The organism is Massilia sp. PAMC28688, from assembly GCF_019443445.1.
Taxonomy (GTDB): domain Bacteria; phylum Pseudomonadota; class Gammaproteobacteria; order Burkholderiales; family Burkholderiaceae_D; genus Telluria_A.
The window spans coordinates 1,711,431-1,725,989 of the sequence record NZ_CP080378.1; the positions used below are offsets into that span (position 1 = coordinate 1,711,431).

9 protein-coding genes and 1 pseudogene are annotated in these 14,559 nt (G+C 63.0%); 4 read left to right on the forward strand and 6 right to left on the reverse strand.

Translation table 11 applies throughout. The annotated features are described in order from the left end of the window. Positions 1–174: 174 nt before the first annotated feature. Together KY495_RS07715 and icmF are read left to right on the forward strand one after the other, a co-directional pair. Positions 175–3,739 (forward strand): annotated as a pseudogene (locus KY495_RS07715) (indolepyruvate ferredoxin oxidoreductase family protein). 108 nt (positions 3,740–3,847) lie between these two features. Next, positions 3,848–7,135: a fused isobutyryl-CoA mutase/GTPase IcmF gene (gene icmF, locus KY495_RS07720; RefSeq protein WP_229518525.1), complete on the forward strand. Its 3,288-nt coding sequence runs from the start codon at positions 3,848–3,850 to the stop codon at positions 7,133–7,135. A gap of 54 nt (positions 7,136–7,189) precedes the next feature. Here icmF and KY495_RS07725 read toward each other — a convergent pair whose 3' ends face one another. Genes KY495_RS07725 through KY495_RS07735 form a run of 3 tightly spaced genes read right to left on the reverse strand, consistent with a single transcriptional unit; the run spans position 7,190 to position 9,652 of the window. After that, positions 7,190–8,197, reverse strand: a complete 1,008-nt coding sequence (locus KY495_RS07725) for a substrate-binding domain-containing protein (protein WP_219883084.1) — start codon at positions 8,195–8,197, stop codon at positions 7,190–7,192. A 52-nt stretch (positions 8,198–8,249) separates the two neighbouring features. Then, positions 8,250–9,380, reverse strand: a complete 1,131-nt coding sequence (locus tag KY495_RS07730; protein ID WP_219883085.1) for a glycoside hydrolase — start codon at positions 9,378–9,380, stop codon at positions 8,250–8,252. A 2-nt stretch (positions 9,381–9,382) separates the two neighbouring features. Then, a complete protein-coding gene (locus tag KY495_RS07735; protein ID WP_219883086.1) occupies positions 9,383–9,652 on the reverse strand; it encodes a MoaD/ThiS family protein in 270 nt (89 codons plus the stop codon). A 335-nt stretch (positions 9,653–9,987) separates the two neighbouring features. Between KY495_RS07735 and pepA the strand changes: the two genes are divergently transcribed. Beyond that, a complete protein-coding gene (gene pepA / locus KY495_RS07740) occupies positions 9,988–10,845 on the forward strand; it encodes a flocculation-associated PEP-CTERM protein PepA (RefSeq protein ID WP_219883087.1) in 858 nt (285 codons plus the stop codon). Between the two features lie 179 nt (positions 10,846–11,024). On the opposite strand, the gene KY495_RS07745 is transcribed toward pepA, so the two are convergent. The 3 genes from KY495_RS07745 to KY495_RS07755 all read right to left on the reverse strand — a co-directional run bounded on the left by KY495_RS07745 (position 11,025) and on the right by KY495_RS07755 (position 13,744). Continuing rightward, positions 11,025–12,089 carry a molybdopterin biosynthesis protein MoeY gene (locus tag KY495_RS07745; RefSeq protein WP_219883088.1) on the reverse strand — a complete coding sequence of 355 codons (1,065 nt, stop codon included), beginning with the start codon at positions 12,087–12,089 and terminating at the stop codon, positions 11,025–11,027. After that, positions 12,086–13,012 (reverse strand): ThiF family adenylyltransferase, encoded by a 927-nt coding sequence (locus KY495_RS07750; RefSeq protein WP_219883089.1) that lies wholly within the window; start codon positions 13,010–13,012, stop codon positions 12,086–12,088. Before KY495_RS07750 ends, KY495_RS07745 begins: the two co-directional genes overlap by 4 nt. Before the next feature lie 75 nt (positions 13,013–13,087). After that, a complete protein-coding gene (locus KY495_RS07755; RefSeq protein WP_229518526.1) occupies positions 13,088–13,744 on the reverse strand; it encodes an N-acetyltransferase in 657 nt (218 codons plus the stop codon). Between the two features lie 462 nt (positions 13,745–14,206). Between KY495_RS07755 and KY495_RS07760 the strand changes: the two genes are divergently transcribed. Continuing rightward, complete coding sequence (locus tag KY495_RS07760) at positions 14,207–14,512, forward strand: hypothetical protein (protein ID WP_219883090.1); 306 nt, start codon at positions 14,207–14,209, stop codon at positions 14,510–14,512. Positions 14,513–14,559: the final 47 nt, after the last annotated feature.

Below are 14,559 nucleotides of genomic sequence, written 5' to 3' on the forward strand. Positions count from 1 at the left end.
AGGCCGGGCCATCGTTTTTTCTTATACCCCCATCGGCAAACCCTATTTCCCCTGTGGCCGCGAAGGTTCTACACTCCCAAGGTTAGTCGTACCCGCGACGCCCTCCCCCACCGCCTGCGCCTACCCGGCGCTTCCGTGGCGGGGACACCACCCGAATACCCTTTGGAGCCTCACATGCCAGACACCACGGCAAGCGCGCCTGCCCAGCAGGACGTGGCCGACCGCCTCAGCACGGTCACCCTCGACGACAAGTACACCGCTACCTCCGGCAACATCTTCCTGTCCGGCATCCAGGCCCTGGTGCGCCTGCCCATGATGCAGCGCGAGCGCGACCTTGCCGCCGGCCTGAACACGGCAGGCTTCATTTCCGGCTACCGCGGCTCGCCCCTTGGCGGCCTCGATGAAACGCTGTGGAAAGCCAAGAAACACCTGGAAGCGCACCATGTGCAGTTTGTCCCCGGCGTGAATGAAGACCTGGCGGCCACGGCGGTGTGGGGTTCGCAGACGGTCGACCTGATCGGCCCTGCCAAGTACGATGGCGTGTTTGCCATGTGGTATGGCAAGGGCCCGGGCGTGGACCGCTGCGGCGACGTTTTCAAGCACATGAACCACGCCGGTACGGCCAAGCATGGCGGCGTGCTGTTGGTGGCCGGCGACGACCATGGCGCCTATTCCTCGACCCTGCCGCACCAGTCCGACCACATTTTCTCGGCCTGCATGGTGCCGCTGCTATACCCCTGCAATGTGCAGGAATACCTGGACCTGGGCGTGCACGGCTGGGCCATGTCCCGTTTTTCCGGCTGCACGGTGGCGTTCAAGGCGCTGGCCGACACGGTCGAGTCGAGCGCGTCGGTCGATGCCAACCCGCACCGCGTCCAAGTGAAGATTCCGCAAGACTTCGTCATGCCGGAGGGCGGCCTGAACACGCGCCTGTCGAGCGATCCTCTGGGCATGCAGGCGCGCAAGCAGGAAGCGCTGATGCAGGACTACAAGATCTACGCGGCGCTGGCCTACGCCCGCGAAAACAAGCTCAACCATACCACCATCGACAGCCCGGATGCCAAGCTGGGCATCATCGCCTCCGGCAAGTCTTACCTGGACGTGCTCGAAGCGCTGGAAGAACTGGGGATTGATGAAACGATGGCTGCGCAAGTGGGCCTGCGCCTGTTCAAGGTGGCCATGCCATGGCCGCTGGAGCCGGACAGCGTGCGCGAGTTTGCCCAGGGCCTGGACGAGATCCTGGTGGTGGAAGAAAAGCGCCAGATCGTCGAATACCAGCTCAAGGAACAGCTCTACAACTGGCGCGACGACGTGCGGCCGCGCGTGATCGGCAAGTTCGATGAAAAAGGCGAATGGGTGGCGCCGCGCGGCGAGTGGCTGCTCACCTCCAAGGCCGACTTTTCGGTCTCGCAGGTGGCGCGCGTGATTGCCTCGCGCGTGGGCCGCCTGATCAAGGATGAAAACACCTGCGACCTGATCAAGGCGCGCTTGACCTTTCTGGATGCGAAAGACGCCGTCCTGAAAAAGGCCATCAACACGCCATTTCGCCCCGCCTTTTACTGCTCCGGCTGCCCGCACAACACCTCCACCAAGGTTCCGGACGGCAGTTTCGCGCTGGCCGGTATCGGCTGCCACGTGATGGCCACCGCGATCTACCCGGAGATGAACAAGCTCACCACCCACATGGGCGGCGAAGGCGCGCCCTGGATTGGCCAGCAAGCCTTTTCCAAGGTCCCGCACGTATTCCAGAACCTCGGCGACGGCACCTACTTCCACTCGGGCTACCTGGCCATCCGCGCCACCGTGGCGGCCAAGGTCAACATGACCTACAAGATCCTCTACAACGACGCGGTGGCCATGACCGGCGGCCAGCCGGTGGACGGCCAGACCTCGGTGCCCATGATCGCGCAGCAAATGGCCGCCGAAGGCATCAAGCGCGTGGCGCTGGTGACGGAAGACCTGTCGCGCTACGACGATCGCAGCAACCTGCCGGACCTCGTGACCCTGCACGACCGCAAGGACATGGACGCGGTGCAGCGCGAGCTGCGCGAAATCCCCGGCGTGACGGTGCTGATCTACGACCAGACCTGCGCGGCCGAAAAGCGGCGCCGCCGCAAGAAGGGCGAGTTCCCCGACCCCAACAAGCGCATGGTGATCAACGACGCCGTGTGCGAAGGCTGCGGCGACTGCGGCATCCAGTCCAACTGCGTCTCGATCCTGCCCAAGGAAACCGAGTTTGGCCGCAAGCGCACCATCGACCAGTCATCCTGCAACAAGGACTACTCGTGCGTGAAAGGCTTTTGCCCGAGCTTTGTGACGGTGGAAGGCGGCGCGCTCAAAAAGACCAGGACCGGGGTGACCAGGAATAACGCGGACGATGGCTTTGGTCCGCTGCCCGAGCCGACGCTGCCTGGCATCGAGCAGCCTTACAACATCCTGATCAACGGCATCGGCGGCACCGGCGTGATCACCGTGGGCGCCCTGATGGGCATGGCCGCCCACCTCGAAGGCAAGGGCGCCTCGGTGCTGGACATGACGGGCATGTCGCAAAAAAAACGGCTCGGTCACCTCGCACGTTAAAATCGCGCGCACCCCGGCCCACCTGCGCGCCCAGCGCATCGCCACCGGCGAAGCAGACCTGGTGCTGGGCTGCGACATGCTCACCGCCGGCGCCGCCGACGCCATCTCCAAGATGCGTCCCGGCCGTACCCTGGCCGTGATCAACCTGCACGAGCAGCCGCCCGGCACCTTTGCCCAGAACGCCGACTGGCAGTATCCGGCCGCCGAAGTGCGCGCCCTGATCCAGGAGTCGGTGGGCGCGCCGGCGATTGACGCGGCCGACTTCATCGACGCCACCAAGCTCGCTACGGCGCTGATGGGCGACTCGATCGCTGCCAACCTGTTCATGCTCGGTTACGCCTGGCAGCGTGGCCGCATTCCCCTGAACGAAGCGTCGCTGCTGCGCGCCATCGAATTGAATGGCGTGGGGATCGAGTCGAACAAGAAGAGCTTCTTGTGGGGCCGCCGCGCGGCGGTGGACTTCAAGCGCGTGGAAAAGGTGGCCACCCCTACCCAGGCCATCGTGGTGCAGATGCCGCAAAGCCTGGAAAACGTGATCAAGAAGCGGGTGGAGTTCTTGACCGCTTACCAGGACAGCGCGTACGCCGCGCGTTACGAAGAACTGGTGTCGCGCGTGCGCCAGGCGGAAGCGGCTGCGGGCCTGGGCACCAAGCTGTCCCTTGCTGTGGCCAAGTACTACTTCAAGCTCATGGTTTACAAGGACGAGTATGAAGTGGCGCGCCTGTACACGGACGGACGCTTTGTGGAGCAGCTCAAGTCCCAGTTCGAGGGCAATTTTTCGGTCAAGTTCAACCTGGCCCCGCCCCTGTTTTCCAAGAAGGATGCCAAGGGCCATCTGGTCAAGGCGGAATTCGGTTCCTGGATGTGGAGCGCCTTTAAGCTGCTCGCCAAATTCAAGGGCCTGCGCGGCGGCGCGCTCGACATTTTCGGCTACACGCAAGAGCGTAAGATGGAGCGTGCCCTGATCGTGGAATACCGCCAGATGATCGAAGGCTTGCTGGCCGGCCTGAATGCCGAGAACCACGCGACGGCAGTGGAACTGGCCAACCTGCCGGAACAGATCCGCGGCTTTGGCCACATCAAGGAAGGCAATGTGGCAGTGTTCCGCAAGGAGAAGTCGCGTTTGCTGGGCAAGGCCACGCAGCAGCACGCAGCGTAAGGGAATCTGGGGCTTGGCTGGCGTTGTCGATGACAGCGCAGCCGAGTCCTCGCTTGACGTTAACGTAAACGTCATATACCGTACAAAAGAATATCAGCAAGGATGACCATGAACGACATCACCCCCGCCGCCAAACTCAACGTGCCCGAGCAGCCCAAGCTGGCCAATAAGGTCCGCTTCGTGACCGCCGCTTCCCTGTTCGACGGCCATGACGCCTCGATCAACATCATGCGCCGCATCCTGCAGTCCAACGGCGTGGAAGTGGTCCACCTGGGCCACAACCGCTCGGTCGACGAAGTGGTGACCGCGGCCCTGGCCGAAGACGTGCAGGGCATCGCCATCTCCAGCTACCAGGGTGGGCACGTTGAATACTTCAAGTACATGATCGACCTGCTCAAGCAGCGCGGCGGCGCCCACATCAAGGTGTTTGGCGGCGGCGGCGGGGTGATCGTGCCGGATGAAATCGCGGACCTGCATGCCTATGGCGTGACGCGCATCTTCAGCCCGGAAGATGGCCAGCGCATGGGCCTGGTGGGCATGATCCAATCCATGATCCAGGCCTGCGACATTGACCTGTCGGCCTACTCGCCCACGTCGCTGGCGCCATTGCAGCAGGGCGACGTGGCATCGCGCCACCGCCCGCTGGCCCAGCTGATCACGGCGCTGGAAAATGACAAGGCGGCGCCGGAACTGCGCCGCGCCATCCACGAGGCGGCCGACGGCCTGGCCGTGCCCACGCTCGGCATCACCGGCACCGGCGGCGCCGGCAAGTCGTCGCTGACCGATGAACTGATTCGCCGCATCCGCCTGGACCAGGGCGACGCGCTCCATATCGCCATCATCTCGATCGACCCGTCGCGCCGCAAGTCGGGCGGCGCCCTGCTGGGTGACCGCATCCGCATGAACGCGATCAACCCGTGGAGCAATGGCGCGCGCGTGTTCATGCGCTCCCTGGCCACGCGCGAAGCCGGGTCTGAGATTTCGCAAGCCCTGCCGGACGTGATCGCGGCCTGCAAGGTGGCGGGCTTTGACCTGGTGATCGTCGAGACCTCGGGCATTGGCCAGGGCGACGCCGCCATCGTGCCGCACGTGGACGTGTCGATGTACGTGATGACGCCGGAATTTGGCGCTGCCTCCCAGCTGGAAAAGATCGACATGCTCGATTTTGCCGACTTCATCGCGATTAACAAGTTTGACCGCAAGGGTTCGCAGGATGCGCTGCGCGACGTCGCCAAGCAGTACCAGCGCAACCGCGAAATGTGGAGCCGCCGGCCGGAAGAGATGCCGGTGTACGGCACCCAGGCATCGCGCTTCAATGACGATGGCGTGACGGCCCTGTACCACGGCCTGCTGCCCAAACTGGCCGAATTCGGCCTCAAGCCGCAGCCGGGCAAACTGGCGCAGACGGACATTCGCCACTCGAGCGGCAAGCACGTGATCGTGCCGCCGGCGCGTGCGCGCTACCTGGCCGAGATCGCGGACACGGTGCGCGGCTATCACAAGAACACCGCCAGGCAGGTCAAGCTGGCACGCGAGCGTCAGCAGCTGCAGGAAGCGAAGCGCATGCTGGCCGCCGCTTCCAAACATGCCGACTTCGATGACCTGATCACCGAGCGCGATCAGGCCATGGACGCCAATGCCAGGAAGCTGCTGGCCATGTGGCCGGACATGCAGGCCGCGTATGCCGGCGACGATTACGTGGTCAAGATCCGCGACAAGGAAATCCGCACGCGCCTGATCCAGCACACCCTGTCGGGCACCAGGATCCGCAAGGTGGCGCTGCCGCGCTATGAAGACCACGGCGAAGTGCTGCGCTTCCTGATGCTGGAAAACGTGCCGGGTTCATTCCCCTTCACCGCCGGCGTATTTGCCTTCAAGCGCGAAGGCGAAGACCCGACCCGCATGTTCGCCGGCGAAGGCGACTCGTTCCGCACCAACCGCCGCTTCAAGCTGGTGTCCGAAGGGATGGACGCCAAGCGCCTGTCGACGGCGTTTGACTCCGTCACCCTGTACGGCGCCGACCCGGCCCTGCGTCCGGACATCTACGGCAAGGTGGGCAACTCGGGCGTGTCGATCGCCACCCTGGACGACATGAAGGTGCTGTACGACGGCTTCAACCTGTGCAGCCCGAGCACCTCGGTATCGATGACCATCAATGGCCCCGCGCCGACCATCCTGGCCATGTTCATGAATACGGCCATCGACCAGCAGATCGACAAGTTCGCGCAAGAGAACCAGCGCCAGCCAACCGCCGACGAAACGGCCAAGATCCGCGCCTGGGTGCTGCAGAACGTGCGCGGCACGGTGCAGGCGGACATCCTGAAGGAAGACCAGGGCCAGAACACCTGCATCTTCTCGACCGAGTTCTCGCTCAAGGTCATGGGCGATATCCAGGAGTATTTTGTGCACCACATGGTGCGCAACTTCTACTCGGTATCGATCTCGGGATACCACATTGCCGAAGCGGGCGCCAACCCGATTTCGCAGCTCGCCTTTACGCTCTCGAACGGCTTCACCTTCGTGGAAGCCTACCTGGCGCGCGGCATGCACATTGACGACTTTGCGCCCAACCTGTCGTTCTTCTTCAGTAACGGCATGGATCCGGAGTACACGGTGCTGGGCCGGGTGGCGCGCCGCCTGTGGGCCGTGGCCATGCGCGACAAATACGGGGCCAATGACCGCAGCCAGAAGCTCAAGTACCACATCCAGACCTCGGGCCGCTCGCTGCACGCGCAGGAAATCGACTTTAACGATATCCGCACCACGCTGCAGGCCTTGATTGCCATTTACGACAACTGCAACAGCCTGCACACCAACGCCTACGACGAGGCGATCACCACGCCGACCGATGAATCGGTGCGCCGCGCGCTGGCGATCCAGCTGATCATCAACCGCGAGTGGGGCCTGGCCAAGAACGAGAACCCGAACCAGGGCTCGTTCATCATCGAAGAACTGACCGACCTGGTGGAAGAAGCGGTGCTGCAGGAATTCGAGCGCATTGCCGAACGCGGTGGCGTGCTCGGAGCCATGGAAACCGGCTACCAGCGCGGCAAGATCCAGGAAGAGTCGATGCTGTACGAGCACCAGAAGCATGACGGCACGCTGCCGATCATCGGCGTCAACACCTTCCGCAATCCGCATGCGAGCGATACGCCGCAAAAGATCGAACTGGCGCGCTCCACGGACGATGAAAAGCAGTCGCAGCTGACCCGCCTGGCCGACTTCCACAGCCGCCACGCGGCCGAGGCGCCGCAGGCCCTGGCCGCGTTGCAGCAGGCTGCCATCGACAATGCGAATGTGTTTGAAAAGCTGATGGATGCGGTGCGGGTGTGCTCGCTGGGCCAGATCACCACGGCCCTGTTCGAGGTCGGTGGCCAGTACCGCCGCAATATGTAAGCTGCCGCGCGCAGGCGCGCCCCGGCCCCGGCATCTTGCCGGCGCCGGGTTTTTTTACGCCTGGAGCGGGCGCCCCACCGTGGCGCCGGCCACCAGCCTGGGCTGCCACAGCTCCTGCATGGGCGCGGCGCCGTTGACCACGGCAGAGAGCATCTCGATCATCTTTGCGCCCGCCTTGTCGGCGCCCGGCTGGTCGATGGTGGTGACCCTGGCGCCCACCAGGGAATCTTCTATGCTGCCCCAGACGATGACGGACACCTCGCGCCCGATCTCCACGCCGGCGTCGAGCAGGGCGCGCACGGCGCCGACCCCGGAAAGGTGATTATCGACAATGACGGCCGACGGCGGGGGACGGCATGCCAGGAGTTGTTGCATGGCCTGGTAGCCGGCGCGGCGGTCATGGCTGTTGTCGACCAGGTGGGCCGGATCGGTGGCCAGACCAGCCTCACCCATGCAGCGCAGGAAGCCGGTACGCCGCTGGCAGGCAAAATTCAGGCTCAGCGGGGCACTGATCATGCCGATGCGGCGGTGGCCGTGCTGCAGCAGGTGCTGGCACGCCATGACGATGCCGGCCTCGTTATCGAAATCAAACCAGGCATAGGGCTGGTCCAGTTCGGTGCGCCCGTGGGCAACAAAGGGGAAGCCCTTGCTGACCAGGTAGGCAATGCGCTGGTCGTGGACCAGGGTGCGGCTGACCACCAGGCCATCGACGCGCTTGCCGCGCACCATGTGCTCGTAGGAAGGCAACTCGTTACGGGCCGATACGGGGGCGATGATGAGATTGCGCTTGCTCGCTTCGAGCGCTGCCGACATGCCGCCCACCACTGCCAGGAACATGGGGTCGCCCAGATCCACGGGCGAAAGCGGATAGATGATGCCAAAGACATTGGTGCGGCCCACGGCCAGGCTGCGCGCCATGGGGTTGGCTTCGTAACCGGAGGCGCGCGCTGCTGCCAGCACCCGCGCGCGCGTGACTTCGTTCACTTCCGGATAACCGTTCAAGGCGCGGCTGACGGTGGTTTTCGATACGCCCAAATGGTCGGCAAGACTCTTAAGATTCATACATCCACAGGCTGGTCCTTGTACACAGCCTGCGATTATAGCAACGTCCTTCTCATGGACCGCTTGATGGCGCGCAGCGCCGGGCGGCGCCCTGGTGGGCGAAGCAGATGGCGTAAATGGGCGGCAAGGTGGTGGACACGGTCTCCCAGCTGTCGCCACCATTGGCGCTCGCCCACAGCCCGCCCGTGGTGGACCCCATCAGCAGGGTACGGCCATCGTCCGCCACGGCCAGGCCATGGCGGTACACGAGGTCATAACAATGCTCTTGCGGCAGACCGGCGCGCAGGGCCGTGAAGGTCTTGCCGCCGTCCGAGGTGCGGGTCACGGCCATGGCGCTGTCGACGGGGATGCGGCGCTGGTCCGCCTCGGCCGGCGCAAACCACGCCGTCTCCGGGTCCGAAGGATGAGCCGCCACGGCAAAGCCGAAGCGCGAGACGGGCGCCGTGACGATTTCAGCCCAGTGCCGCCCGCCATCGGCCGAGCGCCACATGCCGTTATGGTGCTGGCACCAGAACACGTCGGGATTGGCGGCGCACGGCACCACGCGGTGCGGATCCTGCACGGCTTCATTTTCGTTGAGCTCGGGCGGCATGTAGTCGGCGCGCATGCCGGTCGACGATACCGTCCAGCTGGCCCCGCCGTCTTGGCTGCGCCACACGCCGCCGCAGGATACGGCCACCAGCAGGTGGCCGCTGTTGCGGGGGTCGACACTGATGCTGTGGATGCCCGGCACATCGTAGCCGCCGCCGAACCACTCGCTGCGCTGCGGCACGTCCCACAGCGCGCGCACCAGTTCCCAGCTGCTGCCGCGGTCGCTGGACTTGAACAGGCCGCCCGGCAGGGTGCCGGCCCACAGCACCCCCGGCTCATCGTGGCCGCCCGCTTCCAGCGCCCAGATCAGCCTGTTTTTCCATTCGACGGGATCGGTGCTGTCGGCCGGCTTGGGCGGATAGGCAGGGGCGGCAACTTCGGTCCAGCTGTCGCTGCCGGGGTCGCGGCGGTGCAGCTTGACGCCAAAATGGCCCAGGTTAAGGGCGGCATACAGGGTGCCGTCGCGCCGGTCCGCCAGGGCCATCGATACCGGCTCGCCCAGGAAATGGCGGTGCGCGACCTGCCAGCGCCCGGCCTCCTGGCGCAGCTCGAACAGGCCCTTGCGGGTTGACAGGTAGGCAGTGTCGTACATGGTCATCCTCCGGATAGGGCCTGCAATATATAGACAGTCGACGCGGGTAAAAGTGCATCCTGCAGTCCGACACGGTCGGCCGCCCGGCGGCCATCGATGAACACCACCACATTCTCGCGCAGGTGGCCCTGCTCATCGACGATGTAGGAACGCAGCTGTGGATTGGCACTGAATGCGCGCTCGAGGGCAGCGTGCAGCGTGGGCGCATCGACAGCCACTTCCGGCACCGGCAGGAAGCGGGCCAGCTGCTGCGTAAAGATCAATCGGGCCATGCTGCCTCCACAAGTGAAGCCAGATTTTACTCCCGCCGCCCGTCGCGCGATCCGATAATTTTATTTGCCAAAAGGAATAAATAGATTCATTCGATTAATTAATGACTCTAATAAACATTCTGATTGCCAATTAAACCCTCGGATAAATTAATTAATATAAACATATTGCTTTCCTGCTGGAAAACTCTTTGTCGGATAACTTTACAGCATAATCCCGGTTCAGATCCGGGACAGCGCTAAGTCCCTGTTTACTAAGGAATCGTGATATTTGGCACGCTCTTTGCTAATATCCCCATGCAGGCAGTAGCCCCAAACAAATCAAATTCGAGGAACATATGAAACTTCTGAAAAAAATCACCGCAGCGGCAGCAGTAGCACTGGCAATGGCCGGCAATGCAAACGCAAACGTCGTACTGAACGACTGGGTCTTCAATCCTAACGGCGGCGGCTTCGCTTCCGGCCAGGTCATCAACGAATACCTGGACGTGAACGGCAATGCCTTCATCGAGCTGACCAACACCGGCGGCGGCACCTTCTCCTTCACGGAGCACGCAGCCTTCAACCTGGTGCAGGCAGACAGCAACGGTCAGCTGTTCCCAATCAACTACGCTGGTGGCAACATCACGGCAACGTTCGTGGCAACCGGCACCGGTAACTTCTCCGGCGCGTTCCAGTTCACCGGCGGCACCATCCGCATGTACCAGAACCCAACGAACAACCAGTACGCCACCACCGACGGCATGTACGGTGCTGACCTGGGCAACATGATTGCTGAGTTCGAAGTCCTGCCTGGCGGCGGCGGTCTGGTAGACGGTTCCGGCCTGCCAACCAACAACGGCCAGATCAGCGTATTCGCCAAGGCAGTTGCCGGCGGCCTGGATGCTGGTTACTTCTTCCGCGGCAACGGTGCCGACCTGTCGGGCGAAGACATCCTGTCGTTCGCGTTCACCAACGCTAACACCGTTGGCGCCCCAACCAACAACATGGTTGGCGAGATCGCTTGCCAGTTCGCCGGCTTTGGCGGCCCAGGCTGCGCCGGTGGTACGTACTCGAACGTTCCTGGCAGCCACTTCTTCGTCAGCAACAACGGTCAGTTCAAACTGGCTGAAGTACCAGAGCCAGGTTCGCTGGCCCTGCTGGGCATCGCCGTACTGGGTGCAGGCGTTGCTGCTCGCAAGCGCAAGCAAGCCTAAGCATTTCTCGGCATGACACTGAGCGGACTGCGGTCCGCTCTTTTTTTTGCCCATGTTTTCCCCGTATTTTGCCCGAGCCGGCGGCAAGGCCGGCAAGCGACGTAAAAACAGGCCGCATGCGGCCTGTCGGGATCTGCAGGGGTGTGCCCGGATGTGCCGGGGTTTGTGCCAATGTATCGCTACTTGAGCAATTCTTCCAGCGGCTTGCGTTCCGAACGCGAGGTGGGCGCCTTGCCCGCGCCCAGCCTTCCCATGTACACCGGGAAACCGGCATCATTGAAAATCAGGCGCGCCGTTTCCCGCTCCAGCTTTGCGGCCATGCCGTGCAAAGGCATGGTGTCGGTAAACTTGACATTCTCGCGCACGTACTTGGAAAAGATCAGCGGCGTCATTTCCGGCTGCATGTGCAAGCCCAGGTGGGTAAGGGTGAGCCAGAACCGCTGGACCGCGCGCCCGGCCTGCACATAGTCGTCAATCGACTGCGGCTGGCGCTTGGCCTTGAGCACGAAGTGCGCGGCGCAGGCCACGCCAGGGACAAAATCCATCTGCAGGCGGGGCGCCCAGGTGCCCATGACGCGGTTCATGGTGGACAGGCGGCCCCAGCGGACCATGGCCCACTTCATCATCTTGAGCGTCATGGCATCGACGCCCAGTGCCTGGTCCGGCACCCGGTCGGGACTGTGGGTCACGCCCCAGTGGATGATCTTGCGATGCGTTTCATATGCTTCCGGCATCGACAGGCGCAGCCGGGCGTTATTGAACATCAGGCGGGCGGTGCGCAGCTTGACGCGCGTGCCTTCCAGCCAGGTGACGCTGTAATGCTCGCCCACGGCCTCTTCCAGCGCCGCCTTTTCGGTGGCGGTCAGGGGCCGGGTGCGCAGGGGCCGGCGCTGCACGCTGCGCCGGGTGATGGCCGGAATCAGGGGGCTGGGAGTGATGGCCGGGTCGCGTTCCAGGCGCACGTCGAACACGGGTTTTTCTTCCGGCGTGCCGCTGCGGCGCACGATATCGGCGCGCATGCCGTGGCCGCTGGCAGCCAGGGCCAGCGTTTCCAGCAGGGCACCATAGGAAATCTGGCTCGGATGGCCATCAAGGTCGTACACGCAATGCTCGCGCGTATCGTAGCCATGCACGGCAACGTGGTCTGGGGCAATGATTTCAAAGCGCCAGCACTGGGTATTGTCGCCACTGGGCGCCCAGCGTGCCAGGTCCAGGATCTGGTGCATGACCGAGGGGCCGCTCATTGCCCCACCCCCGCCTTGGCCATCTGGCGCTTGCCGATCATGATGGCCAGCTTGTGCAGGGGGTGGCTGTTGCCACCGGGGCGCCAGGTATGGACCATCTTGTTGCGATAGGCATCAAATTGCATGCCGTGGGGCGCGGCCAGCACGTCTCCCCGGCCCAGCAATATCTTGAGCGCCTCGGTACCGGCAATGGCCGAGCACAGCTGGCAGGACATGAAGGTCGAGGGGCCGCGCTGCTGGGCAAAATTGACCGCTTCCGGCACCACCAGGTAAGGGCGGTGCAGGCCGGCCGGCGCCAGTCCGACCACGAAGCGGATGGCCTTTTCCAGGTCCGAACACTGGCCCCACTGGAAATACTCTTCAAACGTCATCTTGCCCGGCATGAAGTTGAGCAGGGCCGCGCCCATGCCGAGCGGCGCCACGGTGGTGGCGGGAATGCCGAGCCTGGCGCACAGGGCGAAGGTTTGCTGGCGAATTTTAAAAGCAAAAAAATCGAGGCCATCAACGTACAGGTCGACACCATCGAGAAAGGCCGGCAGGCTGTGCTCGTCGATACCTTCCGGGAACAGTTTGATCTCGACTTCGGGATTGATGTCGCGCGCCATCTGGGCCAGCACCTCGACCTTGGGCTGGCCCAGGGTGGTGACGTTGGCGCCGACCTGGCGGTTGAAGTTGACGATATCGAAATCGTCAAAATCGGCAATATGGAAGTGGGCCACGCCCAGGCGCACCAGGGTCAGGAGATGCCCGCCGCCCACCCCGCCGCCGCCGGCAATGGCCACGCGCTTGCCGCGCAGGATGGCCTGCTCGGCTGGCGTCACCCACCCGATATTGCGCGAGAAAGCCTGGTCGTACGAAAAGGCGCCGGTCGCTGCTGCGGCCGGTGCACCAGGCGCGCTTGAAGGTTGCGTGTGTTGTCCCATACGGAAAATAGTAACACGAACGATGCACAATCAGGCCCGGCCCGGTCAGGCCCGGCCGGGCTGCGGATAGGGCTCTCAGGCAGCCTGGCGCTCGTCGACGCGCAGCAGACGCTGCACGATACCCTGCTCTTCGCGCGGGGAAAAGAAATAGGCATAAAACGAGCGCTCCGAGCCTTCCTGGTCCCAGGTGCCGCCGTGCTTGGCAACCTGTTCGCTCACATAGTCCAGGCTGACCTTGAGCAGATGGGCCGGCGCGTTCACGCGCGGATTGGTTTTCATGGTCCCCAGGCGCTGGAAGCCCAGCATCTGTTCGTAGAAGCGGCGGTGGCGCGGATTCACTTCGATCACGATGTCGGTGCGGTGGTGAATGTCGCGTGCATAGATCACGGCCAGGTGAAACAGGTTGGCCATGGAAGTCTTGGAACTGGCGGCAGGATCGAACGCAAGCTTGGTAAATTCACACAGCCGGGCGCCGCTCGCGCGGAATTCGTCGAGTTCGTCCTTGAAAATGTCGTCGGCAAGCAGGCCCACTGGCGAATCGATCCCCAGTGTGAGTGTGCCAACCGTTTCGCCCTGATGGCTTGCCGACAGGGTGATGCGATTGGGGTCGTCCGTTAACTGGTGCGTTCCAGCGTAGCCGCGCCAAGCGTACATCTTGCTGACCAGCATACTTGCAGAGTTGCGGCCCTCTGCGGTATCGGTGAGGCGGATGCCGTAAAAGTCTTGGTTCACAATAACGTCCTCTAATTGTGTGGACGTTATAGTATCTTGTTCATCAATCCCGTGCGCAGTTTTTACCCGCTCAACAGTGCTCGGGGTAGTTTCGTTATCAACTTGATTGCTAAGCGATTCCACAAGAGGCCTCCTTTGTGTCCCGAATACGGTCCGGAATAGGCTGCCGCCAGGGCTGCCATCAGGCGGTCAAGCGGCTGGGACACTGCAGCACGCCTTGATCATTCACGACGAATGATCTGTATAGCTTATTTCCTAAAGGTATGTTTAGCAAGGGAAACACGGGCAACTGTCGTGAAAAAACCTTGGCCTGAAACAAAGCCGCGCCAGCTTTGTCTGCTTCCCTTGTCGCCCTGTCAAAACTAACGGGCTCAGCCTTTTCAGACGCGATCATGCGCCGATCGGACGCCCCGTGGCGCCGCCATCGCCTACAATTGCATCATTGCCACTGCGGAGAACAGCATGTCCATTTCGCCGGAACAGTTAGCAGCGCTGATGCAGGAAGTGGAAACGGAAGACCCCATCGATTTTGCCGACCTCCCCTTCGGCGAGCAGGAACTGCGCTCCCTGGTGGCGGCCCATCTGTGCGACATGGCCGCCGCCATGGAAAACTTCAGCACCGAAGACCGGCTCATGACGCTGCTGGCGGTGTCGGCCAAGCTGGTGCTGGAAAACCTGGTGCTGCACCTGCAGCTGCTGCGCCAGCACGGGCTGCCGGTCAGCGCCGGGGTCGAGGAATTGCTGGGCCGCCTGCGCCAGGGGCCGTGACACACTATCCTGTTGCCATGATCTGTTCTCCCATGTCACTATGCTGG

Coding starts and splice junctions, on each gene's coding strand:
- icmF (WP_229518525.1), top strand. CDS start 3,848: ATGAACGACATCACCCCCGCCGCCAAACTCAACGTGCCCGAGCAGCCC.
- KY495_RS07725 (WP_219883084.1), bottom strand. CDS start 8,197: ATGAATCTTAAGAGTCTTGCCGACCATTTGGGCGTATCGAAAACCACC.
- KY495_RS07730 (WP_219883085.1), bottom strand. CDS start 9,380: ATGTACGACACTGCCTACCTGTCAACCCGCAAGGGCCTGTTCGAGCTG.
- KY495_RS07735 (WP_219883086.1), bottom strand. CDS start 9,652: ATGGCCCGATTGATCTTTACGCAGCAGCTGGCCCGCTTCCTGCCGGTG.
- pepA (WP_219883087.1), top strand. CDS start 9,988: ATGAAACTTCTGAAAAAAATCACCGCAGCGGCAGCAGTAGCACTGGCA.
- KY495_RS07745 (WP_219883088.1), bottom strand. CDS start 12,089: ATGAGCGGCCCCTCGGTCATGCACCAGATCCTGGACCTGGCACGCTGG.
- KY495_RS07750 (WP_219883089.1), bottom strand. CDS start 13,012: ATGGGACAACACACGCAACCTTCAAGCGCGCCTGGTGCACCGGCCGCA.
- KY495_RS07760 (WP_219883090.1), top strand. CDS start 14,207: ATGTCCATTTCGCCGGAACAGTTAGCAGCGCTGATGCAGGAAGTGGAA.